The sequence below is a fragment of the Nonomuraea sp. NPDC004580 genome, assembly GCF_040609855.1.
GTDB classification, from domain to species: domain Bacteria; phylum Actinomycetota; class Actinomycetes; order Streptosporangiales; family Streptosporangiaceae; genus Nonomuraea; species Nonomuraea salmonea.
The window spans coordinates 50,255-72,144 of the sequence record NZ_JBEXLH010000036.1; the positions used below are offsets into that span (position 1 = coordinate 50,255).

The 21,890-nt window shown below is 68.9% G+C and carries 14 protein-coding genes; 8 read left to right on the forward strand and 6 right to left on the reverse strand.

The window, feature by feature from the left end:
* Window positions 1–12: 12 nt before the first annotated feature.
* Window positions 13–555, reverse strand: a complete 543-nt coding sequence (locus ABZW11_RS30045; protein WP_355424152.1) for a winged helix-turn-helix transcriptional regulator — start codon at window positions 553–555, stop codon at window positions 13–15.
* Between the two features lie 161 nt (window positions 556–716).
* On the opposite strand from ABZW11_RS30045, the gene ABZW11_RS30050 reads away from it, so the two are divergent.
* Both ABZW11_RS30050 and ABZW11_RS30055 read left to right on the forward strand, forming a co-directional pair.
* A complete protein-coding gene (locus ABZW11_RS30050) occupies window positions 717–1,166 on the forward strand; it encodes a hypothetical protein (protein ID WP_355424155.1) in 450 nt (149 codons plus the stop codon).
* A 471-nt stretch (window positions 1,167–1,637) separates the two neighbouring features.
* A complete protein-coding gene (locus ABZW11_RS30055) occupies window positions 1,638–2,309 on the forward strand; it encodes a histidine phosphatase family protein (RefSeq protein ID WP_355424158.1) in 672 nt (223 codons plus the stop codon).
* Window positions 2,310–2,692: 383 nt separating this feature from the next.
* On the opposite strand, the gene ABZW11_RS30060 is transcribed toward ABZW11_RS30055, so the two are convergent.
* The gene (locus ABZW11_RS30060; RefSeq protein ID WP_355424161.1) at window positions 2,693–3,190 is read right to left on the reverse strand and encodes a hypothetical protein; all 498 of its coding nucleotides are present in this window, start codon (window positions 3,188–3,190) and stop codon (window positions 2,693–2,695) included.
* Between the two features lie 320 nt (window positions 3,191–3,510).
* Between ABZW11_RS30060 and ABZW11_RS30065 the strand changes: the two genes are divergently transcribed.
* The 3 genes from ABZW11_RS30065 to ABZW11_RS30075 all read left to right on the forward strand — a co-directional run bounded on the left by ABZW11_RS30065 (window position 3,511) and on the right by ABZW11_RS30075 (window position 6,419).
* A complete protein-coding gene (locus ABZW11_RS30065; protein ID WP_355424163.1) occupies window positions 3,511–4,467 on the forward strand; it encodes a hypothetical protein in 957 nt (318 codons plus the stop codon).
* Between the two features lie 26 nt (window positions 4,468–4,493).
* Window positions 4,494–4,730, forward strand: a complete 237-nt coding sequence (locus tag ABZW11_RS30070; protein WP_355424165.1) for a substrate-binding domain-containing protein — start codon at window positions 4,494–4,496, stop codon at window positions 4,728–4,730.
* Window positions 4,731–5,252: 522 nt separating this feature from the next.
* The gene (locus ABZW11_RS30075) at window positions 5,253–6,419 is read left to right on the forward strand and encodes a hypothetical protein (RefSeq protein WP_355424168.1); all 1,167 of its coding nucleotides are present in this window, start codon (window positions 5,253–5,255) and stop codon (window positions 6,417–6,419) included.
* A 96-nt stretch (window positions 6,420–6,515) separates the two neighbouring features.
* Here the strand turns inward: ABZW11_RS30075 and ABZW11_RS30080 are convergent, their stop codons facing one another.
* The 3 genes from ABZW11_RS30080 to ABZW11_RS30090 all read right to left on the reverse strand — a co-directional run bounded on the left by ABZW11_RS30080 (window position 6,516) and on the right by ABZW11_RS30090 (window position 11,312).
* Window positions 6,516–7,148 carry a hypothetical protein gene (locus ABZW11_RS30080; RefSeq protein WP_355424171.1) on the reverse strand — a complete coding sequence of 211 codons (633 nt, stop codon included), beginning with the start codon at window positions 7,146–7,148 and terminating at the stop codon, window positions 6,516–6,518.
* A 298-nt stretch (window positions 7,149–7,446) separates the two neighbouring features.
* A complete protein-coding gene (locus ABZW11_RS30085; protein ID WP_355424174.1) occupies window positions 7,447–9,345 on the reverse strand; it encodes a protein kinase in 1,899 nt (632 codons plus the stop codon).
* Window positions 9,342–11,312, reverse strand: coding sequence for a serine/threonine-protein kinase (locus ABZW11_RS30090; RefSeq protein WP_355424176.1), 1,971 nt, complete (start codon window positions 11,310–11,312; stop codon window positions 9,342–9,344). The genes ABZW11_RS30085 and ABZW11_RS30090 overlap by 4 nt, the downstream gene beginning before the upstream one ends.
* Before the next feature lie 656 nt (window positions 11,313–11,968).
* Between ABZW11_RS30090 and ABZW11_RS30095 the strand changes: the two genes are divergently transcribed.
* From ABZW11_RS30095 to ABZW11_RS30105, 3 genes are all read left to right on the forward strand, one after another.
* Window positions 11,969–12,157, forward strand: a complete 189-nt coding sequence (locus tag ABZW11_RS30095) for a hypothetical protein (RefSeq protein WP_355424179.1) — start codon at window positions 11,969–11,971, stop codon at window positions 12,155–12,157.
* 233 nt (window positions 12,158–12,390) lie between these two features.
* A complete protein-coding gene (locus ABZW11_RS30100; RefSeq protein ID WP_355424182.1) occupies window positions 12,391–13,347 on the forward strand; it encodes a hypothetical protein in 957 nt (318 codons plus the stop codon).
* Window positions 13,348–13,731: 384 nt separating this feature from the next.
* Window positions 13,732–15,381: a substrate-binding domain-containing protein gene (locus ABZW11_RS30105; RefSeq protein ID WP_355424185.1), complete on the forward strand. Its 1,650-nt coding sequence runs from the start codon at window positions 13,732–13,734 to the stop codon at window positions 15,379–15,381.
* Between the two features lie 247 nt (window positions 15,382–15,628).
* Here ABZW11_RS30105 and ABZW11_RS30110 read toward each other — a convergent pair whose 3' ends face one another.
* Window positions 15,629–21,877: a carboxypeptidase regulatory-like domain-containing protein gene (locus ABZW11_RS30110; protein ID WP_355424187.1), complete on the reverse strand. Its 6,249-nt coding sequence runs from the start codon at window positions 21,875–21,877 to the stop codon at window positions 15,629–15,631.
* Window positions 21,878–21,890: the final 13 nt, after the last annotated feature.

Consider the following 21,890-nt stretch of genomic DNA (forward strand, 5'->3'; position numbering starts at 1 on the left):
ATGGCCCGTCGTTCAGAAGCGGAACATCTCGGCGAATCGGCCGAGGAGCGCGGGATCGCCTTCGACGCGCACGCCGCCGTCCCGGAGCACCTCATCGGGCGTCTTGGCGCCGCTCATCAGCTCGCGGATGGGCTGTCCGGCCTGCCGTTCAATGATGAGGTCGGGGGCCGGGTGCGGGCCGATGCCGACCGCGAGCTGTCCGTCGGTGATCTGCAGGCGGAGCGTGAAGTCGCCCATGCGGACCTCGTAGCCGGCGATGACGTCGCGGGCCGCTTCCGGCCGGTAGGTGGTGCGGAAGGACATGGCGATGGACTCGGCGGTGACGACCTCGCCGGGGCGGGGCTCGGCCAGGGTCTGCGCGCCCCAGCGGCCCAGCGCGATCAGCGCGGGCTCGAGGTCGCGTCCGTAGTCGGTGAGCTCGTAGACCACGGCGCGCTCGGGGTGCGGCAGCGCGCGGCGGGTGGCCAGGCCCGCCTCTTCCAGCTGTTTGAGACGGGTGGAGAGGATGTTGGTCGGGATGGACGGCAGACCTTCGTCGGCAGCTCGGGCAGCCATCGGGACGAGTCCGACCCGCTATGGCTGGACGGCAAGAACAACCGCCCCTGACGCGTTGGACACCCCACGGGGCGCCGGCCTCTACGCGCGGCGCCCTTGGCGTATGGGCGCGGGGCGGACCCTCGTCGTCGTGAGAGGGCGCGCGTGCGAGACCCGCAGTGATGATGAGCTTGAAGAGCCCGGGGCTCACCGCTGAGCAGGAGCGCCTCTACCGCTACCTGCTGCGCCATCCGCACGCGGACCTGAAGGCGGCCGGGGTCGAGCTGGTCATGCCCGGCGTGCGCCCTGTGCTGGCCGAGCTGCGGGCGCTGGGCCTGGTGAGCGGCACGCTGACCGCGCTTCCCCCGGCCGCCGCGGTCGATGTGCTGGTGCGGCGGCGCATCGAGCAGGGTCACCGTACGGCCCGCCGCACGCCACCGCCGGCCGAAGAGCGGCCGCCACCGACGGACGCTCAGGTTCGCGCCATGTCGGATGGGTCGGGGTCGTTCCGGTCCCAGGTCAGCGGAATATGCGGCAGTTCTTCTTTCCAGTACGCGGCACCGGCACGCAGCCTCAAACGGCAGTATGTCCCGCTCCAGACCCGACCGAATTCGTCCTGCTTGTGCATTTGAATGGTCCCGTAGCTGAGATCCGATGAATCTCGGCTGAAAAATATTCCGTAAAGAAGATTGCCCTGTATCTGCCCTTCGAACCGCCAGGATCTATGCGACTCATCGGCGGGAGAGCGCCGCCGGATGGTGGCCGTGACGGTCTTGCCGCTGTGGCGGCACAGCACTTCGTCGATCTTCGCCGGCTGATCTTCGTACGGTGGGACCACCTGGAACCACTTGCCTCGCAACGGGCCCCGGCTCCCCCTCCAGGAAGATCGAGCGACGTCATATCCCCACGTCACCAGGACACCGGCGATCCCACCTCCGATCCAGGAGCCGATCTGCTCGGCCAACGACATGGGAGGCGCTCCTTGCGCGCTTGAACCGCCCTGACCTGTCAAATCTAGCGCCCGCGCCGCCCTGTCACCACACCTAGGTTGTAGTGTTATCGAAGCGGTTGTGGCGATGACAATCCCAAAGGAGCCATCAGCGATGGACCGGCGCCGGCTGTTTTTGGTACGCCATGCGGAGACCGAGTATTTCTCGGACCCAGAAAAGGTGCACGACGAGCACACTCCTCTGACGGCAAAGGGACAGGCACAAGCTCAAGCCGTTGCGCACGCATTGGCGAATGTCAGATTCGATCGCGTGATCACCAGCGGAGCCACTCGTGCCGTTCAGACGGCTCGTATCATCGCAGAAGGCTCCGAGACGGACTTCGAAGTATGGGGCGACCTGCGTGAGATCGAGAGCGGCTCACCCGCCGACCTGTCCTCCGCCGCCGTGGACGCCACTTTCTCGGGGTTTCTGAAAGGCATCGAGACCGACGACTCCACACTTTTCGGCGGGGAGACCGTCGGACATCTGCTCGAACGTGTCTCTCGTGCGCTGGAACGGCTGCGATCGGACGACGGATGGGACGCGGCGCTCGTCGTTCTGCACGGAGTGGTCAACAGAGCCGTGCTGTCCTGGGCTCTGACCAATGGCGAACAGCGGGTGCTGTTCGGCAATCTGGAACAGGCGTTCGCCTGCGTCAACATCATCGATCTCGGCGCGGATGACGTAGTGGTGCGCATGATGAACTACACCCCCTACGATCCTCTGCACGGCGAGAACCGCAAAACCACGATGGAAGGTCTGCTCGAGCGGTTCTCCGCCCGTTGAAGAACCCGGCCGAAACGGCGCCGGTCACGCGTGATCGGCGCGCGCCCCGGCCTTCCGCACCCACGCCACCGCCCCCTCGCCGAATTCGCCACGGCCGTCGCTTCCGCTGCTTTCCGCGGGCTTGTAGCGTGCGCTTGTGAGCCCGGGACAGGGGAACGTCGCGTCCGCACCGCACCCGCTGGCCGACGGCGATCCCCGCTAAATGATCAGAACCTGGCACATCGACATGAATCTGTGGGCCTCGCCGCGTCCGCATGCCGACAAAGTAATCGCGTTCGTTCGGCTCATCGCACGCACCCGTGCACGGCTTACATGGGAGCGAACGGCAGGCACAGAGCCGGCGTCCGGCGGCTGAGCGTCACCCCGCCGAACCAGGCGGGCTGTCATCGGCGCACCATGACCCAATGCTGGTCACTGCCGGACCGGCCGCACGTCACCGCGGAGATCTCCCACGGACGCCGCACATTATGGTGCAGGCACAGGTTGCGCAGGTGCTTCCATTTGATCTGGATGACCGTGTCCCACACGCCCTCCTTGACCACGGGGAAGGTGAACTGCTGGCGCTTGTCACCGCTGCACCGCCCCACCTGCACCGCGGTGCCCTTGGGCGCGCCCAGGCAGTACGTGCGCCCGCGGTAGGTGACGGCGAGCTGGGAGCGGGCCGTGCGCTTCCACAGATAACCGTCGAACTCCGTGGACGGGCAGTAGTTCGCCTGGGCACGGAAGCCCAGTTTGGCCGCAGTGTGGTCCGCCGCGTAGGTGAGGCAGCGGTCGTCGTTCTTGATCAGGTAGGTCTTCGGGGTCGCCAGGGCGGGGGAAGGGACGAGCGCGGCGGGGATGGCCAGAGCGAGGACGGCCGCGGTCGTTAATCGTCTGCGCATGGCATGGCATGCTACGACCACTGATGAGACCGTGTCGGTGAAATGGCTCGGCGACGCCGATTATGGGAAACGGGTTCTCCCTGGACAGTCGGCGCGGATCGGGGTCGTGTCAGGAGCTTGCCTCCACCTGGGCGCTGACGACGTGATCGTAGCCGACACGGCCAGTGGACGTCGTTTCGCCTTTGGTCCGCCCGCCTGCAAAGGCGGCTAATGGACGCTGCCCGCCCGCTGATCCCCTGACGCCCGCCACCCCCGGATGAGCCTGCACAGGGCCGTGATCTGCCCATGCCGTTCTGGTGGAGACGGCATACTACGGAGGCATGTTCAACGCGAGGCAAAGGTCTGATGCGCGGGAGTTCGTACGGCTTCTCGTCGCTCTGGGTGCGGACGACTTCGACAGCATCGTCGAACAGGGGACGGACTTCCTGGGAGGCGGTCCTGAGGCCGGGTCGCTGCTGCGGGAGCTGGCCGTCGAGGAGTTCTCGACCTACCTGTCCGGCCAGCCGGCCTGGCCGGAGGCGCTGGACAGTGATCGGCTGCTGCGCGCGTTCAGGGATCTCGAGCTCGCGGGCATCGTCGCCAGGGCCGACTTCGCGTGCTGTCAGAGCTGCGGGATCGCCGAGATCGGCGGGGAGGTGCCGGACGACGAGCGGCACGCCTACCGCGGCTATGTCTTCTGCCACCGGCAGGACATGCGAGACGTCGTGGACGGCGGCCGCCTCAGCCTGGCCTACGGGAGGTTCAACGACGCCCTCGTCCCCGTTGACCAGGCCGACATCGGCAGGGAGGTGGCCGAGACGATCCGCCGTCATGGCCTGGAGGTGCGTTGGAACGGCGATCCCGGCATACGGATCGAGGTGCCCCTGACCTGGCGGCGCCGGCGGTTCGGCCGGCTCGCCACCTGGCCGGGCGGCCCGTCGCCGTCCTCCACCGGCCCGTACCACCTGACCGTCTCCTACTGCGACTACCGGCTGGGCCGTTACGAGGACGAGCCGGTGCCGATGTCCCTGGCGCAGGCCAGGAGCCTCCTGCTCGATCTCATCCCCAGGGCGGGCAACTTCGCCGTCTTCGTCGGGCGGTCGGGCGGCGTCATCCAGATGCGCTGGGAGGACGGGCGCCGGCTGTGGCTGGAGGCCCCTGATCAAGAGGCCCGCCATTCCCGCGGCCGGCACGTCACCCCTGACGAGGCCGACGACCTGGTGACGATCCTCGCCCGCGAAGACCGTGTCGCCATCGACCGGCTGGGCGACCTGGAGACCCACCCCTGGGACGCCTGAACGGACGACCGCGCGGAGCATGGCCTGTGGCGCGTTCAACGTCAGCGAGATCTGACGTCGAACGCGCCGTCGACCTGATACAGCACCTCCGCCCGGCTGTCACCGCCGTCCGGATGCCCATGTACCAATTCGGCCGGGCCGGCGTCGAGGCGCTCCACGACCTGATCGCGGGCCGGCCGAACGCGGGCGGCGTCATCACCGACCCCGAACCCGAACTGATGATCCGCGACTCAGCGACCACCCTGACCCGGCTCCACGAGTAGCGTCCGTGTGCGCAACCTTCCCTCGGCCGGTGGCATCCCAGGAAGCATGACATTTCGTACGTCCCTTGTGGCCCTGACCATCACCGGCTCAACGGCGACCGCGCAGCCCGCGAGCGCGCAAGCACCGGCCACCATCGCCTACGCGCAGCGGACGCGGACCTGGGAAGTGGTGCTGACCAGTGGAAAGGTGGTGAAGGTACCGGAGGCGCTCGTCGTAGCCCCCGAAAACGTGGTCAACGAGGGGGAGCCCGCGCCGTTTCTGATCAGCGGGGACGGGCGGCACATCCTCTACTACCGGAAGAAGGACTGGAGGGGACAACCGTCAGACGGGTTTCCCCGCGCGACGATTTCTTCAGCTTATGGGACGTCGCCGAGTATCCCCGCAGAAGTATCGTGTGTTCCTGTGACTCGCCCCCTGACAATCCAGCTGGCAATCGGCCATCCTCGGCCTGCCGCTGCCCGGCCCGTCATCCGACGGAGCCGAGTGGATCTCCGCGTCCGAACACTGGATCAGGTGAGGGCATGAGCGAATACCAGTACTACGAGTTCCTGGCCGTCGACCGGCCGCTCACCGACCAGCAGCAGGCTGAGGTCCGCACCCTGTCCACCCGTGCCCGCATCACCGCCACCAGCTTTACCAACGAGTACCACTGGGGCGACTTCCACGGTGACCCGTCCCGCATGATGGAGCGCTACTACGACGCGCACCTGTACCTGGCCAACTGGGGCACCCACCGCATCATGCTGCGCCTGCCGAAGGTCGCGCTCGACCCCGAGCAGGCCGAACGCTACTGCGTCAACGAGCAGGTCAGCGCCTGGACCAGCGGCGCACACCTCATCCTCGACTTCACCAGTGAGGCGGAGGAGGAGTACTGGGAAGACGACGTCGAACGCTCGCTGTCGGCGATCGTCGGCATCCGCGCCGAACTGGCCGCCGGTGACCTGCGGCCGCTGTATCTGGCCTGGCTGTCGGCGTACGGAGCCTGGGAGCGTGACGAGGACGCCTTCGACTACGAGGAGGAGGACGAACTCGAGCCGCCCATCCCGCCCGGGCTGGGTTCGCTCAGCGCACCGCAACGGGCCCTGGCCGATTTCCTGCGCCTGGACGATGATCTCCTCGCGGCCGCCGCCGAAGCCAGCCCGCCGGCGCAACCCGTACAGCGCGATCAAAAAGCACTGACCACCTGGATCAGCGCTCTGCCCGCCGAGCGTAAGGACGCGCTGCTACTGCGGGTGATCGAGGAAGACGGCGCGAAAGTTCGGTGGGAGCTGCTGCGCGAGTTCGGCGGCGAGACCACCAGCCGAACGGTGGAGACAGGGCGGACGGTCGCCGAGCTGCTGGACGCCGCCGCCACCCGTCGTCACGCCCGCGAGCAGCAGAAGGCGGCCCGGCGCGCCGAGCAGCAAGCCCAGCGTGAACAGCAGCAACGGCAGGCCAGAGAGCTCCGCCTGAACCAGCTCGCCCAGGACGTCGATGCAGCGTGGGACCGGGTGGAAGCCTTCATCGCCACGAAGAAGCCCCGCGAATACGACCAAGCCGTCGAGCTCCTGCGCGACCTGCACGCCCTGGCCCTCCGCGACGACCACGCCGGCGCCTTCACCCAGCGCCTCACCCACCTCCACGAACGGCACCAAGGCAAGCGCAGCCTCATCAAGCGGCTCAACGACGCGGGCCTCGTGGCCGAGTGACCGGCGCTTCCACGCCGGTCACCAGCGGTCGCCACCAGCGAGTTCGCGCAGCCTCACTGCCCGGCCTTCCGGCAGGCGCAGAGCTTGTGGCCTTCGTCATACGTGGCTGTCTCCGGTGTCGGGCCGGCGCTCGTGGAGTTGCCGGCGGCACTCCTCCGCCAGCATCGGGTACGCCTCGGCGATCGCCCCATACACCCGCTGCTGGAGCAGCAGCGACCCCTCCGTCCTGCCGACCTTCCCGAACAGGCCGTCCAGTTCGGCGTCGTAGGCGGTCAGCTCGTGGCGAAGGTAGTTGACCACCCAGCGGCGCAGCGTGGGAGCATCCACACTCTCGACGCGGGCGGGCTCCGGAACATGGTCGAACCGATCCCAGGCTCGTTCGGCATCGCGGCGGTTCCGGTGGTTCACCGCCCTGCGTGCCAGAACGTCCCACTCCAGAACCGGTACCGCGACGCGGACCTTCTCGACCTCGGTCAACGTCTCACCGCGCTTGCGCTCCGCGACGGCCTTCGCCGCCTCCGACCGGTGCGAGGCCGCCGTTCGCAGCGCGGTGAACGACTCCGTCGCCTCGGCGAGCATCACCCGCTCGGTCTCGTACAGTGTCATCGGCGCGGCGGATCGGAAGACAGGATTGGGACGCAGCACATCCGGCGGGTCGAGAAGCTTGCGGATCATCATCGGACTCCAGCCGCGTTCGCGCAGCTCTGTCAGCGTGAAGTGCTCGGACACAGCGCCCTCCCCGATCGGTGACCGAGCCAGCATGGTTGATCGCGCCGCGTCACCGAACGCCCGAACGGGGTTCTGTGGAAAACGTGGGGCCGAGTGCAGGAGCCGGGACGGGAGCAGGCAAGGCGATGGTCCTTGATGGTCGGCCCAGGCCTTTTCGTCCGCCGCGGACACTGGACGTCCCGCTCCCGGCTGGTGCTGGAAGCCGCGCCTTACTCGGCCGGCTTCGCTCGACATCACGCCCGGCGCCGCGCCGATCCCAGGCCATGGGCATCGGCCCGCCGGCTGGGCGGGGGCGGGCTCACTTTCTCGTGAGCCAAAGGGTGACCTCGTCCAGCGCCTTGCGGGGCCCGCTGATCAGGGGTCGTACGGTCTTCCCTGTCGTGTCCATCAGAACGACGGTGGCGTTCTTGCCCTGGCGGGTGGTGGCCATGAAATGGCGCTCGTCCAGCCAGCCGTGGAAACCGGCGCCCTTCGGCAGCCGCACCTCGCCCTTCTTGGCGCCACTCTGCTCATCCCAAAAGCAGATATTTCGGCCTTTCTCCGGACATCTCGTGTTCAAGATGGTCCCGAGGATCGTCTCCGTCGCTCCTCCGCCCGTCAGCGTCCCCACGCCCGGCAGGGTTCGCAGCGGGCGGCCGTTCAGATGCAGCGCCCGTACCGCGCCGTCCGGGAGCTGCTGCAGCACGCTGTTGTGATCCGAGCCCCACCGGTACCTGGCGTCATCCGTGCCCTTCGTCTCCGTGACCTTGACCGAGCCCGAGACCGGATCCACCACCGCGAAGCCCACGGCCCGCCTTCCCACCCCGTCGTCAAGGACAGTCGCCAGCAGCCGCCGGCCATCGTCCGACCAGGACGGGTCCAGCAGAGTGCGGGGCTTGGCCACCGTACGCACCTCGCGGTCCTGGCCGCCCTTGCCGCGATCGCGGATCCGGATCGTGTCGAAGTCGGTTCTGTTCAACCGGGAGTACGGCAGAGAGGCCACGAAGCGCCCGCCGGGCGAGACGAGCGGCTCCTGGAATCTCCCGTAGAAGGCGAACGCCCCCGTGGCGGGATCCCTTACGTAGGTGGAGACGTCGTTGAGCCCGTCACGGTAGGAGGAGACCCAGACCGGGTCGGCGGGGTTCTCGTGCAGGGTGAGCCCGGTCTCCGGGATCTTCAGCTCCGACGCCGCCGTCAGCGCCATCGTGCCCGCGCGCGGCGTCGGCAGCGGCACCGGGGCGGGCTGCGCTGGCGGCTTCGGATCGGGAGCCGCGGGCCGCAGGAGCAGCGCCGCGACGGTGACGGCCAGAGCCGTGCCCACCGCCCCGGCCACCAGTGGCCACCTCCTGCGGCGCGGCGGGGCCGCCGACTGCTGTCCCTCGGCCAGCAACCGCTGCTCGCCGGTGTGCCCGAGCGTCTCGGGGCGGTGCCCGAGCAGGGTGAGCAGCGCCGCCGTCGCCGTGGGCCTGGCCTCGGGATCCTTGCTCAGGCATTGCGCGGCCAGCTCGCGCAGCTCACCGTCGAGGTCGCCCAGGTCGGGCTCGCCCCGCAGGATGCGGCCGATCAGCGCGGGCAGCTCGCCCGTCCCGAAGGGCGACCGCCCCGTGCCCGCCGCCACCATCGTCGCGGCCCAGGCGAACAGGTCGGCCGGGGGCCCGATCGGGCCGCCGCGGAACTGCTCGGGCGCCATGTACGGCGGCGTCCCCACGATGTACTGCCCGTCCAGCTCCTTCTCCCCCAGCGCCATGGAGATGCCGAAGTCGATCACTCGGGGGCCGTCCCTGCTGAGCAGCACGTTGGCGGGCTTGAAGTCCCGGTGCACGACGCCGGCCCGGTGGATGGCAGCCAGCGCGGTCAGCGTCCCGATCGCCAGGCGGCGCAGCTCCGCACCGCGCAGCGGGCCCCGCTCGAGGATCACGCTCGACAGCGCGGGCCCGTCCACGTACTCGCTCACCACGTACGGCGTGCCCTGCAGCTCCCCGCTGGCCAGCACCTGCGCGGTGCAGAACGCCTTGACCCGCCGCGCGTACCCGATCTCCTGCTGGAACCGCTCCCGCGCGTCGGGATCGTCCAGCCCGGCGCCCAGCATCTTGATCGCGACCTGTTTCCCGTCCGGCGACTCGCCGAGATAGACGACGCCCTGGCCGCCCTCCCCCAGCCGTCCGGTGATCCGGTGGTCGCCCACCTGGACGGGGTCTCCGGTGATCAGCGGGTTCATGAGGCCGGTGCGGGGACGAACTGGAGCATGTGCGGATCATCCGTCGCCAGGTCGACCAGCACCCGCTGGGTCTTGCCGATCAGATCGATGATCTTGATCTGCTGAGAGCCCTTCTTCTTGCCGGGGTCCTGCACGAGCAGGTGCTTCTCGTTGAACCAGCCCAGGAAACTGCCGCCCTTGCTCCCGTCGAAGGGCACCGTGGCCTGGCGGGCGCCGGTCTGGGCGTCCCAGACGCAGTACTTCTTGCCGCTGGGGCAGACGGTGGCCAGGCGTTTGCCCGAGGGGGAATACCACTGGCCGCCGCGTGGATAACCCACCCAATGCATCGTCTTGATGACCTGGCCGGACATGTCGTAGAACTCGATCCCGGCGTTCTTGCCGTCCCAGTAGCCCCGCACGATCCCCCCGTCGGGGGTGAAGTGGAAGGCCAGGGTCGCGTTGTCGGTGTACTCGGTTTCGACATGCACGGCCTTCCTGCCGGCCACGTCCACGACGACGAAGCCCACGAGCCGCCGCGGCTTGGACTCCAAGTTGTAGACCGACGTCAGCAGCTTGCCGCCGTCCCTCGACCAGACCGGCCACATGGTGGACAGCGGCTTCTTGACCGTGCTGACGACGAACGACTCCCCGGTGGACAGCTTCATGAACGTGATCTGGTCCAGTTCGGAGCCCTGGAACTTGAGCATGGGGCTGAGCGCCAGCCACTGGCCGTCCGGAGAGACGAAGGGCTGCTCGAACTTGCTCACGGGCTTGAACGCGCCGCCGGCGTCCCTGACGTGGGCGGTGTACGACTTCTCGTTCGCCCCCAGGTACGCGGCCAGGCGCATCGAGTCGCTGGGATGCTCGTGCAGGACGGCGTCGATCTCCTTGATCTCCGTGTCGGTCGCCGCCTTCTTCTCGACCTTCTCCTCCGGCGCCACCGTCTGGGACACCATGATCGTGGGGGTCGCGGCAGGGGTGGCCGAGGTCGTGGCGGGGGTCGTGGCGGGGGTCGTGGCGGGGGTCGTGGCCGAGGTCGTGGCGGCGGCCTGGGTCGCGGCGGGCGTGCGTTCGCCGGTGAGCGCGTAGACTCCCGCGCCTGACACGAGCGCCCCCGTGACGAACGCCACCGCCAGCACCAGCAGACTCCGCCCCCGGCCGGGCGACGGCGAGGTCGGGACGGCTGCCGCGCCGCCGTCGCCCACCTGCCCGGTCAGGAACGACGTCTGCCCGACCAGCCGCAGCAGCACCTCGTTCGCGCTCGGCCGCGCGGCGGGATCCTTGTCCAGGCATCGCGTGATGAGTCCCTGCAACTCGCCCAGATCGCCCAGCTCCGGCTCGGCGTTCAGGATCCGATCGACGGTGGCGCTCATCGACCCGCCCTCGAACGGTGAGGCGCCGCTCACCGCGAACGCCATGGTCGCCGCCCACGAGAACACATCAGAGGCCGGCTCGGCCCCGCCGCCCCGCAACCGCTCAGGCGCGGTGTAGGCGGGCACCGCCACCTTCCTGGTGGAGACCGACGCCTCGGCCAGCGCCTGCTCAAGCCCCGCGTCGATCATCCTCGGCCCGTCGGGCCCGAGCAGCACGTTGCCCGGCCGGATGTCGCCGTGCACCAGCCCCGCCTGGTGAATGGCGATCAGCGCGGTGATCGTCCCGGCCGCCAGCCGGTAGAGCCCGACCCCGTCGAACGTGCCGCCCGTTTCCGTCAGCGCGGGCCCGTCCACCAACTCCGTCACGAGGTAGGCCCGCTCGCCCGCCATCCCGGCGTCCAGGATCTGCGCCGTGCCGACCGCGGAGATGCCCCGTAAGGGCTCCATGGCGCGTAAGAAGGGCTCCGGCTCCGTCTCGAGCGGCATCAGCCGCACAACGACGCTCTCCCCCGTTCGCGCCCGCCCGGCGAACACATCCGCCGCCAGCCGGCCGGTCAGCTGGTATTGCGCGACTTCCGCGGGATCCCCCGCGCGTAAATCCGCGATGTGAGGCACGATCAACATTATGGCCGCCGATCCCGACAAAAGGGCGTGGAGGCGGCCGACATTTCACCACGCGGATGGTCAAGAAGGCGCACGTTACGGCGCTTGCCCCGTGGCGGTCAGAGGCCGTTCTCCTGGAGGCCATCAGCCGGCTACGGCGGGTGGCGGGTTCGACGGCTCCGCCGTACGAAAGAAAAGGGCCCTGACGGAGAGGCGCTCCCAGACTGGAACGACGCCTGAAGGAGACATCGTCCATCGCGCCGCCGCCCGCACCATGCTCACCACCGTCTTGCGCGACAAGCCCCGTCAGGACGACCGGCGAGGGGCGGCTGGTGGCCCGCTTGGGGCGGAAGCTTCCATCAGGAGGAAATGAATGAGGCAGTCAGAGAGGCTTTGGCACCTCGCCAATAAGTACCACATGGGATCGTTCTTCCACGGTTTATGGGTGGAGAACACAGACCTTTCCGAGGTCGCCGCGCAGATCGGCGCAGACCCCGCATCAAAAGTCATGACGCAAGGGCCAAGACCCACACGCGCTCGACGGCTACGCGACTGGCCTCCAGTTCGATATCGAAGACGTCTCCTGGAAAAGCGACCCCGATGCGCTGCGGGGCTGGCATGAATACTCCGCCTGGGAGGAGACGCTCTACGACCTGCCGAACGACGACATGGTCGACGACGCGTACGAGAACATGCCACCGGAATGGAGCCACCTGCTGGAACTCTCCCTGAACGGCTACAGCCCGCAACTGGCCACCTGTATCACGTCAGCACTGATCCTCGTGGGGCGCGTAACCGGCCGGGAACTCGACGAGGCGTGGATGGAGGGTTACCACACCCGCTACACCATCGACTGATCCGCGAGGCGCAAGGCGCCCGGCGTGGACGTCTACGCCACGCACATCGACGGCCAACAGAAGATCGCCGACCAGCGCACCTGGGAAGCACTCGCGGCGTGACGCAGGCCGTACGGGGGCAGGGGAGATCGCGGTGGGTAGCAGATTGATTACAGATCGCGGGAAACGCTCGCTCTGCGTAGGCGCAGGATCACCATAAAGGGGTGACGGCGCAAAGAGCTAAGCGGACGGTGATGTGGATCGCCCTGGTGGCCGGGGCTGGGGTTGCGGTGCTGGGCGGGGCGTTCGTGTGGTTGGGCCTCGAACAAGCCGATCAGCTGGCCAGCGTGCTCGGCACCTTCACCGGCCTGGCCGGACTGGGGTTGTCGGGGTACAGCGTGCTCCTGTCCTCCCGTAATGGCCGATCAGCTTCGGCTGGCCAAGCGACGGACGGCGAGAGAGCGGGCCACGGGGCAACCGCAGGCGCGGAGGACGCCATGGGTGCGCCGGATGTACATCAGCTCGCCGAAACGGCAGGTTCAGGCCCCCGACACGATCCAGGCACGCCAGTGGGATGGAGTTGGCGTCTCTTCCTGTTGTCCGCGGCCGCGACGGCGGCCCTCGCTGCCGTCACCCTCCTACTGGTCCGGCCTTGGCAGGCCGAGCGTCATCCTGCGAGCAACGCGGCTGGCCACACCACCAGTTCCGCCCAGCCACCGGCGAGCACACCCACCCCCCAGGCTTCGATCACCAGCCCCGCATCCACCGCGCCAGAGGCGAGCGAAGCCCCGTCGCCGACAGCTTCTCCGGCCGGCGAGACGAGCGCCGCAGTTCCGGGCACCGTCCTGCACGAGGATCAGGTTTCGCTGATGGACCAGGACTACCTCGATGTGGAAAGCGGGACGATCGGCGAGATCATCCCCGACAGCAGTGACCTGTGGTACGTCAGCCCGTACCGTGCGTTGTGGACTTCCGGCGGCGGTGCTCAGCCGATAACCCCCGTCTCACGCGAGCCCACCGCCAAGTCCTGCGAGGCGGCTCTGAAGAAACGAACCTATGACCAGATCGCCATGGCCGACATGAAAGCGGGCGGTTGGGCCTGCGCCCTCACCGTAGAAGGCAATCTCGTCGGCATTCAAATACGCTCGATACCACCCATCGGCGACGAAAAAGCACCACTGAACTTCTCCTACACCGTCTGGCAGCGATAGAGCTACACCGCGCCCGACCGCACCACGCTCCGGATGGTGCGCCGCTCGGTCACCGACCGAGCGGCCTTTCCCGCTGAACCCCCACATGCTCTCTGGGCCCGCACCGTCCACTAGGCCGGCCGGCCCTGCAACCCGCTAACCGCCTCCTACCGCGCCCGTGCTGGTGGCCAGGAGCCGGCGCAAGGTGCCGGCCACGTTCTTCTCGCGCCGAGGCCGAGGCATGGATCAGGGTTCCGAGCGCGCTCGGCTACTGCACTCCACCCGCGAGGCGGCCGAGCGGGCCCTCGGGATGTCGAGGGGTCGAATTCCGGGTGAACGCTTGGTACGGCGCGATCTCTATGGCAGTACTTGGCGAGAATTGAGCCAGTTTGCGAAGGGCGGTCGATGGCGCTGCTGGAGTTGCTGTGGCAGCTGGTCAACTTCCTGGGGGGCGTGGGGCCGGTACTGTTCGGCATCGCGCTGCTCCTGGCTGCGCCCTTCGTCGACCGGCTGGTCCTGCGGCGCAAGCGGATCAGCTTCCGGGTGCTGTACAACTCCAAGATCGGCGTGGGGCCGGAACGGCTGAGCGATGCGAGCGATCTCACCGAGACGGGATCGCCCGGCCTGCATCAGGTGGCGCAGTTGCTGGAGCGGATGAGCATCGTGGTCATCCGGCTGCGCAACAGCGGCAGCTATGACATCGACCCCGACGACTTCGACAAGCCGCTGTCGTTCACCTTCGGCGGGCGGCTGGTATGGAACGCCCGGGTCTCGGACGCCAGCACTCCCGAGCTGCGCCAGCGACTGCGCGAAGGGCTGCGTTTCTTCCCCGACGACGACAAGCCTGCCCGCGACAACCTGCTCACCGTCCGGCAACGGCTCATCGACCGCCTCGCCCGCCGGCTCGGCGCCCCCCAGGGCCAGGACCTGCCCGAACCGGCGTGGCATGGCGTACGGCTGGCGGAGCTGACGCTGAAGCGCGGCGAAAAGGCCAAACTCGTCGTGGTTCTGCGCGAGTCCGCGCCGGGCGACGGGGACATCACCAAGGTCGTCCACCAGTCCGGCAAACTCAAGGACGCCGGGATGATCAAGGACGAGGGTCAGACCCGCCGCATCACCCTGCCCCGGGTCAGCATCGCGCTGGTGGCCGCGCTCAGCGCCCTGCTCATCGCGAGCCAGCTCGTCCAGCCGCCGGACCGCTCGATCGCCTGCGCGCCGGGCACGCTGCGCCTGGAAGGGTCCAGTGTGCTCATGGGGACGATGAAGACCATCGCCGACGAGTACATGAGAACGTGCGAAGACGCCCGGATCACCACCAACCCGAACGGCTCCCTGGGCGGAGTCCGCGCTCTCCTGGAAACCAGCGGCTCCGACGAGCTCATCGCGCTGTCGGACGGCAAGAGCAACTTCCACGACCGGTTGCACGGTGAGAGGCTGGCCATCGTCGTCTACTTCGTGGTGGTCAACAGCGATGTCGGGCTGACGACCCTGGGCGTCGACGACCTCCGCAAGATCAACGAAGGCGTCTGGACGGACTGGAAGCAGATACGGGGCAAAGACTCGCTGCCGATCCGCATCATCAGCCGCAATCAGAACTCCGGCACCCGGCAACTGTTCGAGCATCAGGTCCTCGGCACCGGCGAGAACATGCTCTCCTCCAACGAATGCCGCGAAAAGGACCGCAACCCCAGCGCGCCGGTGATCCGCTGCGAACGCGACGACAATGCCGAGATCATCCGGCAGATCGCCACCGTCCCGGGGGCGATCGGCTACGCCGACGCGCCATCGATCCGGGACGCGCGCAGGGCGGGCAGCGTCACCGCACTGACGCTGGACGGCAAGGCATTCGACGCCTCCACCGCGGTGGAGTCCGGTTACCCGTTCTGGACCGTGGAGTACCTCTACACCCGAACCCCGCCCAAAGCAGGATCACTCACCGCCAACTTCCTGCAGTTCGCCCGTACCCACGAACGCGCCCAACTGCGGCTCAGCGAGGCGGGCTTCCGGCCCTGCACGACGGAGGAGGGACTGCTGGAGCCCTGCGTTCTCCGCTGAAGGGTACGGCCAGCGGCAGCGACCCGCACAGCCGGGCCAGCAGCGCGGCCGGAGTGACGGGGTCGAGCCCGGGCGTGGAGCCGTGGAACAGTCGGAGCACACATCCGGTCCTGCGGCGAGAACTGCGTCGATGGAGCTCGCGGCGGGCGCAGGGCGAGAGCTGCGAACTTGGTGGGCGTGGTCAGAGCCTCCCCGGCGATTCTCTCCGAGGAGGCTCCGATCGCTGCCGGCCGATTGGCCGGCTATCTCATAGGCGCGGGTCCTCCTGGATCTTCAGGGCGTTGAGGATCGGGTCGCGTTCGCCGATCTCCCGGAGGAACTCGACCTTCAGGTCGCCACCGCCGTGCTCGACGGTGACCGTGTTCACGTCCGCGGTCAGCGCTCCCACCTTCTTCTGCACGTCGTGGTCGTGGAGCACGGCTTTGCCGCCGACCAGGACGTCGAAGGCACGCTTGCCGACCTTGACCTTCTCGATCTCCGCGAAGTCGAGGCCGATCCGGTACTTCCCGGCGGGCGCGTTCTTGAACACGTAGGCGAACGTCTCCCCGGTCCGCTGGGTGCGGAACAGGTCGTCGTCCTCCGTGCCGCGGATGCCGGCCCTGGTGGCACGCGCCTTGCCGCCGACGTAGCCCCACGGCCGCGAGCCGAGTTTCTGGTCGGGCGCCCAGACGAAGCCGTCGGCACCGACGTGCCCTGACCCGCCCGCGTCGACGCCCTGCCAGTAGGCCGAGGTCGCCAGGCTGACCGGTCTGAGCTGGGCTTCGCCCTTGCCGGTGTTCGACGCCACGAGCACGTCCCCGACGAGCACGCCGGGCTCGACCGCGGCGTTGTCGGCCGTCGCCGTGACCGTGGTGGACTCGCCGGCCGCGAGCTTGACCGTGCCGGCCGCGGCCGGGCCCGTGAGGGTCAGCCACGGAAGGTCGGCGGCCTCGTGCCCGCCGTCGCCGGTGCGCTTCTGCTCGCTGAGCCGCACCTCGAGCGGGGCGGAGCCGGTGTTGGTCACGACCACGTCGGCGGTCGCCTTCTGGTCCGGGCCGAGGAGCCAGTCGAGGTCACCTCCGGTGACGGTCGCGACGCCCGTGGCCAACGCCGTGTCGACCACCTCGGCCTGATCCTTCTTGGCAATGGTCACGGGGTGGCTTGCCGTGACGTAGTTCGGCGCCCAGACCTGCACGGTGTTCGCACCGACCAGTGCCTGGGCCTTCCAGCGGCCCTTCTCGTCGGCGGTGATGACCCGCTCGCCGTTCGGCCCGGTGAGCGTGACGATCGCGCCCGCGATCGGCTTGCCGTCGTTCGCGTCGGTGACCGTGCCCTCGATCGTGCCCGCAGCCGGGAGGGTGTACTCCAGCCCCAGACCGGCCGTCAGGACGGGCTGGTTGAAGGAGTACTGGCCGGCGGGGTTGCGCGCCAGGCTCTCCAGGCCGACCGTCGCCGACGACCCGCGGGTGACGGGGTTGTCGCCGCCGATGCCGTCGCCGTACCCGATCTGGATGCGCCCGTCCGCGATCAGGGTGACCGAGAAGCTCACCCGGGCCGTCCTGTCGCTGTCGAAGGTGGCGTTGCGCCACTCGATGACCTCGGCGGCCAGGCCGTCCACCTCGGTGGTGCCGAAGTAGATGCCCGCCTCGTTGTCGACGACCAGGTCGTCCCAGAACGGAAAGACCGCGTCGAACGCGTACGGCGACGGCAGCGCCGTGTTGTTCCCCAGGGAGCTGGCCCGGTCGAAGATCAGCGCGCCGTTCGTCGTCACGCAGACGCCGTCCCAGGCCGTGTCGTAGAACGGGAACAGGAAGCTGGAGTCGAACCACAGCACGCCGCAGGCGTCATCGCCGTGCCACCCGGAGTCCTGCGTACCCTGGCGGTAGAGCCCGTCGGTCACCTTCATCGCGTACGAGCGACCGGCGGGGGACACGGGCACGGGGCCCGGCTCCGGCTCCTCGGGCTGGGGCTCCGGCTCCTCCTCGTCTCCGCGCGGATCGAGCGTCACGCGCAGCGCCGCGACGCTCGGAGCCCGCAGACCCTTGCTGCCCCTCAGCTCCACGGTCAGCGGACCGCCGTCGTGCTGCACGACGGCGGTGTGCCAGTCGGCGGTGTTCGGGCCGACGGCCTTCGCGGGGTCGTAGGCGTACTGCGTCAGCTCGTCGTCGATGAGGACGTCGAACACCCGCTTGCCCCGCCTCCCCTGCTCGATCTCGGCGAACCCGAGGTCAACGGCGTAGGTGCCCTTCGGCGCGTCGGGGAACGTGTAGACCAGGTCCTTGCCCGGCGTGGTGCGCTGGGCCTGGAACAGGGCGTCGTCCTCGGTGCCCGCGATCGGGGCCCTCGTGGAGATCGTCTTGCCCTTCCCGGTGTAGCCCCAGTCCTTGCCACGGGCCGCCTGGTCGCCGGACCAGGTGTAGCCGGAGGCGTCGGTGAACGAGGGGCCGCCGGCGTTGACGCCGACCTGGTACTTCGTGGTCGTGAGCGTCACCGGGACGTAGGTCTTGGACTGCCGTCCTGAGTCGGACAACACGACGATGTTCGCGCCGAGAGTGCCCGGGTCGGCGTCCTTCGAGGAGATCGAGACCTTGACCGTCGCCGACTGGCCCGGGGCGAGGGTGCCGCCGGTCGAGGAGAGCGACAGCCAGGGCAGGTCGGTGAGCAGGTCGTCCTCGACGTCGACCAGCACGACGTCATCGGCGATCTGGTCCGCCGCCCACAGCGCCCCGGTCGAGTCGGTCTCGAGGCCGCCGCCCTGGCCCGCCTTCTGGCCCGGGAACCACCACGCGTTGACGAGCGAGCAGTCGTCGGGGTCGATCTGCAGCAGGCGGGTGGGCCTGTCCGAGGTGAGGTCGGTGTACCAGATGGTGTCGGAGGACTGGTTGTAGGCCAGGCCCATCACCTCGGGCAGCGGCGGGGCGCAGAAGGACAGCAGCGCACCCGCGTTGTCGTGCGACGTGCCCGCGACGGTTCCGATCAGGCCGTTCGCCCGGCCGCCGACGTAGAACACGTCCTCGGCGGGGTTGTAGGCGAGTCCGGTCAGCTGCAGCGTGGACCAGTCACCCTTGATCTGCCGGGTTTCCTTTCCTGTCTCCCGGTCGAAGCAGTGGATGTAGCTGGCCGGGCTGTCCTCCATCTGGCACATGTCACCGGTCTTGGTGTCGAGCGCCATGTCGAACGCCCGGTACTTGGGGTTCCACGAGGCGTCGAAGACCTTGCCGGTCCGCTTGCCCGTCACGGTGTAGGCGGTGTTGGTGCGCGCGTTGTAGTCGTGCACCCACACGTCGCCGTCGTACCCGATGCCGGAGGGTTCCTTCTCCGCGATGGTGCCCGGGATCTCGATGCGGGTGATGACGTCGCCGCCGGAGGTCGCGCCGACCTTGCCGGCCGCCTTCTCTTCCGCGGCGCTCGCCGTCGCGGCCTTGCCGTCGACGTTCGACGGCTTCATGCCGCTCGCCCCGGCCTTCCACGCCTTGAGGTCGATCGTGCTGTCCGCACCCGTCCCGGTGCGCGTGGTGGCGCCGGCGGCGTCGAGCTCGGGGTGGCGCGCGGCCTCGCCCAGGTCGTACGTGAGCGGGGCGGAACCGGTGTTGGTCAGCGTCAGCGAGCCCACACCGTTCTGGTCGGTTCCCATCACGGCGTCGAGGCCGCTCACCTGCAGGCCGACGACGCCCGTGGTGAGGCGCGCGTCGATCGTCGCCTTCGCGAAGAGCTTGTCGAGGGTGAAGTCGTACGACCCCGTCACGTAGTTCGGCGCCTCGACGGTCATCGTGTAGCCGCCGACCGGCAGCTGGCGGTGCACGACGCCCGTCCCGCCGGTCGTGACGCTCTCGACGAGGCCGTTCTTGTCGGTGAAGGAGACCTTGGCCCCGGACACCGGCAGCCCGTCGTTCTTGTCGACGACGGTCGCGTCGAGGTAGCCCCAGTCCGGAAGGTCGTAGGTGACGATCATCCCGTCGTGGAGCACCGGGAGGTTCTCGGAGAACCGGATGCCGTCCACACCGGCCCAGCCCTGGATGCCGGTGATGGCGCGGGCGCCGCCGGTCACCGGGTCGTCGGTCCCGATGCCGTCGCCGTACCCGAAGATCACCTTGCCCGAGCGGGTGAGCGTGGCCGAGAAGCTGACCGGCTCGGTGTACTCGGACCGGATCGGGTAGGCCCAGATCTTGGCGTCGCGGAACTCGATGACGAACGCGTCCTCGCCGTCGACCTTGGTGGCCGCCGTGAAGACTCCCCCGCCAGGGGCGAACTGAACGGGGGACGAGACGGTGAACGGGAAGAGGCCCGCACCGCCGAAACCGGGTCCGGTGGAGGCGTCCGGGGAGATCACGCCGCGCAGGCTGATGGCGAGGCTGTCGTGGCTGCCGTTGTAGAGCGCGATCGGGAACGGCAGGTTCACCGTCGCCCACACGCCGCTCCCGTACGTGACCGGGTCGGTGCCGCGCAGGTACTCCCCTTCGGAGACGGCGCAGCTGTAGCCGCCCTTGTCGACGACGAGCCCGACCGGGATCTCCAGCGGCTGGTTCTCGGCGCCGACGGTCAGCGGGACAGACGTCGGTGAGAAGCACGCGTTGGGCGTGACGGCGAGCCCGTACTGGCCCTCCGGCACACCGGCGATCGTGAACGCGCCGTTGGCGTCCGTGCGCACGGCGTCCAGCGGCGTGTCCTTGACCGAGACGTCGGCGTTCGGGACGGGCTGTTTCTTGTCGTCGATGACCCTGCCGCTGATGTCGTGGCGCGTGGCGGCGGTGAGCGCGATCTCGACCGAGGTGTCCTGGCCGAGGGCGATCGTGGCGCTCGCGGTCGCGGTCAGGTACCCGAAGGCCTCGGTGCTGATCTGGTAGTCGCCGACCGGGAGACTGACCTTGAACCGGCCGTCCTTGTCGGTCCCGACGGACCGGCTGAACGGTCCGCTGATCATCACGTCGACGCCGGAGACCGGGGCGCCGTCGGCGGTGACGACACCGGTGAGGGTACCGCCCTGCCGGGGTGCGAGCTCTAGCAGGCGGACGAGGTCGAGGCGGCCTTCGCCGTACTTGTTGTTGAAGTCGGCGGTGCCGCCGCACTCGGTGTCGTCGACGTCGGCGGCCGACTCGGCCAGCAGGCGGCGGGTCTCCTCGACCTGCCCGATGAGGGTCGGGTCGTAGCTCCACAGGGCGGCGACGGCGCCGGCGACGTGGGGAGCCGCCATCGAGGTGCCGGACATCGCGATGTAGCCGTTGTTCGGGTAGGACGACGTGACGGCGACGCCCGGAGCGGAGATCTCGGGCTTGATCCGGCCACCTTCACCCTCGCCCTTGCGGGAGAACGACGCGAGCGTGCCGTCCGACGCGTAGGCGCCGACCGAGTAGGCGCTCTCCGCGGAGCCGGGCGAGGAGACGGTGTCGCACGCCGCGTACGGCGCGGTGTTGCCCGATGACCACACGCTGAAGATGCCTGCGGCGCTCCAGGCCTCGTCGATGGCCCGGAAGAAGTCGTCGAAGTTGTGCTCGACGGTCTGGCCCCACGAGTTGTTGATGACATGGGGGCGCTTGGACGGGTCGGGGTTGTTCCCGTTGACGTCGGTCGGGGCGAGCAACCACCAGCCGGACTTGAGCAACGACTCGACGCCGGTGCTGTCGCAGCAGCCGTTCGTCGCGATCCACCGCGCGTCCGGGGCGACGCCGACGTGGTTGGTGCCGTCGTCGCCGACCATGGTGCCCATGGTGTGCGTGCCGTGCCCGTCGTCGTCGCACGGTGCTCCGGTGCACGTACCCCGGGTGCCCATCCAGTTGTAGTTGTGGTCGACGGTGCCGTCGGGCTTCTTGCCGCGGTACTGCCGCGTCAGGGCGGGGTGGTCGAACTGAACGCCCGAGTCGAGGTTGGACACGGTGATGCCCGAACCGGTGGCCCCCATGGCCCAGGCCTCGGGGGCGTGAATGGCGTCCAGGCCCCACGCGACGGTGCCGTCCTCGGCGGCGTCCGCGTCTGCGTCCTTGGAGGCGTCCTTGGAGGCGTCCTTGGAGGCGTCCTTGGAGGCGTCCTTGGGGGCGGCGGGGCGGGCGGCCTGGTCGTCCGGCGTCTTCTCGTCCACGGGCTCGACCAGCGCGACCTGCGGCGACGCATGGATCTCGGCGACCTGCCCGACCGAGGCGACGTCGAGCGCGAGCTCCTGTGTGCCGCCCTTGACGAGCACGGCGTTGACGAGCGGGTAGGAGGTGTACTTCACGCCCGCCGCGTCGAGTTCGGCGGAGACGGACGCCGCGGAGGTCTTGGCCGCGGCCTGCAGCGCGTCGTAGACGAACTGACCGCGGGCGGTCCAGTCGGCGATCTTCATCGCCGGGGCGAGGTCGGCCTTGGTGTCGAACGTGATCCAGAAGTCGGAGACCGGCTCCGTGCGGAAACGGCCCTTCAGGTCCGACGCGATCTTGTTGGCGGGTGCACCGGGATCCGGCTCAGCGGCCGACGCCGGTGGCGGCGAGATCATGCTCAGGCCGACCGCTAAGGCCAGCGAAGTGACGAGGGCTTGCAGTCTCACGTGGGGGGTCCTC

Bases quoted from the DNA above. Each gene is read 5' to 3' on its own strand.
- ABZW11_RS30060 (WP_355424161.1), bottom strand. From the start codon at position 3,190: ATGCGCAGACGATTAACGACCGCGGCCGTCCTCGCTCTGGCCATCCCC.
- ABZW11_RS30045 (WP_355424152.1), bottom strand. From the start codon at position 555: ATGGCTGCCCGAGCTGCCGACGAAGGTCTGCCGTCCATCCCGACCAAC.
- ABZW11_RS30095 (WP_355424179.1), top strand. From the start codon at position 11,969: ATGGTCGACGACGCGTACGAGAACATGCCACCGGAATGGAGCCACCTG.
- ABZW11_RS30100 (WP_355424182.1), top strand. From the start codon at position 12,391: ATGTGGATCGCCCTGGTGGCCGGGGCTGGGGTTGCGGTGCTGGGCGGG.
- ABZW11_RS30065 (WP_355424163.1), top strand. From the start codon at position 3,511: ATGTTCAACGCGAGGCAAAGGTCTGATGCGCGGGAGTTCGTACGGCTT.
- ABZW11_RS30050 (WP_355424155.1), top strand. From the start codon at position 717: ATGATGAGCTTGAAGAGCCCGGGGCTCACCGCTGAGCAGGAGCGCCTC.
- ABZW11_RS30085 (WP_355424174.1), bottom strand. From the start codon at position 9,345: ATGAACCCGCTGATCACCGGAGACCCCGTCCAGGTGGGCGACCACCGG.
- ABZW11_RS30055 (WP_355424158.1), top strand. From the start codon at position 1,638: ATGGACCGGCGCCGGCTGTTTTTGGTACGCCATGCGGAGACCGAGTAT.
- ABZW11_RS30105 (WP_355424185.1), top strand. From the start codon at position 13,732: ATGGCGCTGCTGGAGTTGCTGTGGCAGCTGGTCAACTTCCTGGGGGGC.
- ABZW11_RS30075 (WP_355424168.1), top strand. From the start codon at position 5,253: ATGAGCGAATACCAGTACTACGAGTTCCTGGCCGTCGACCGGCCGCTC.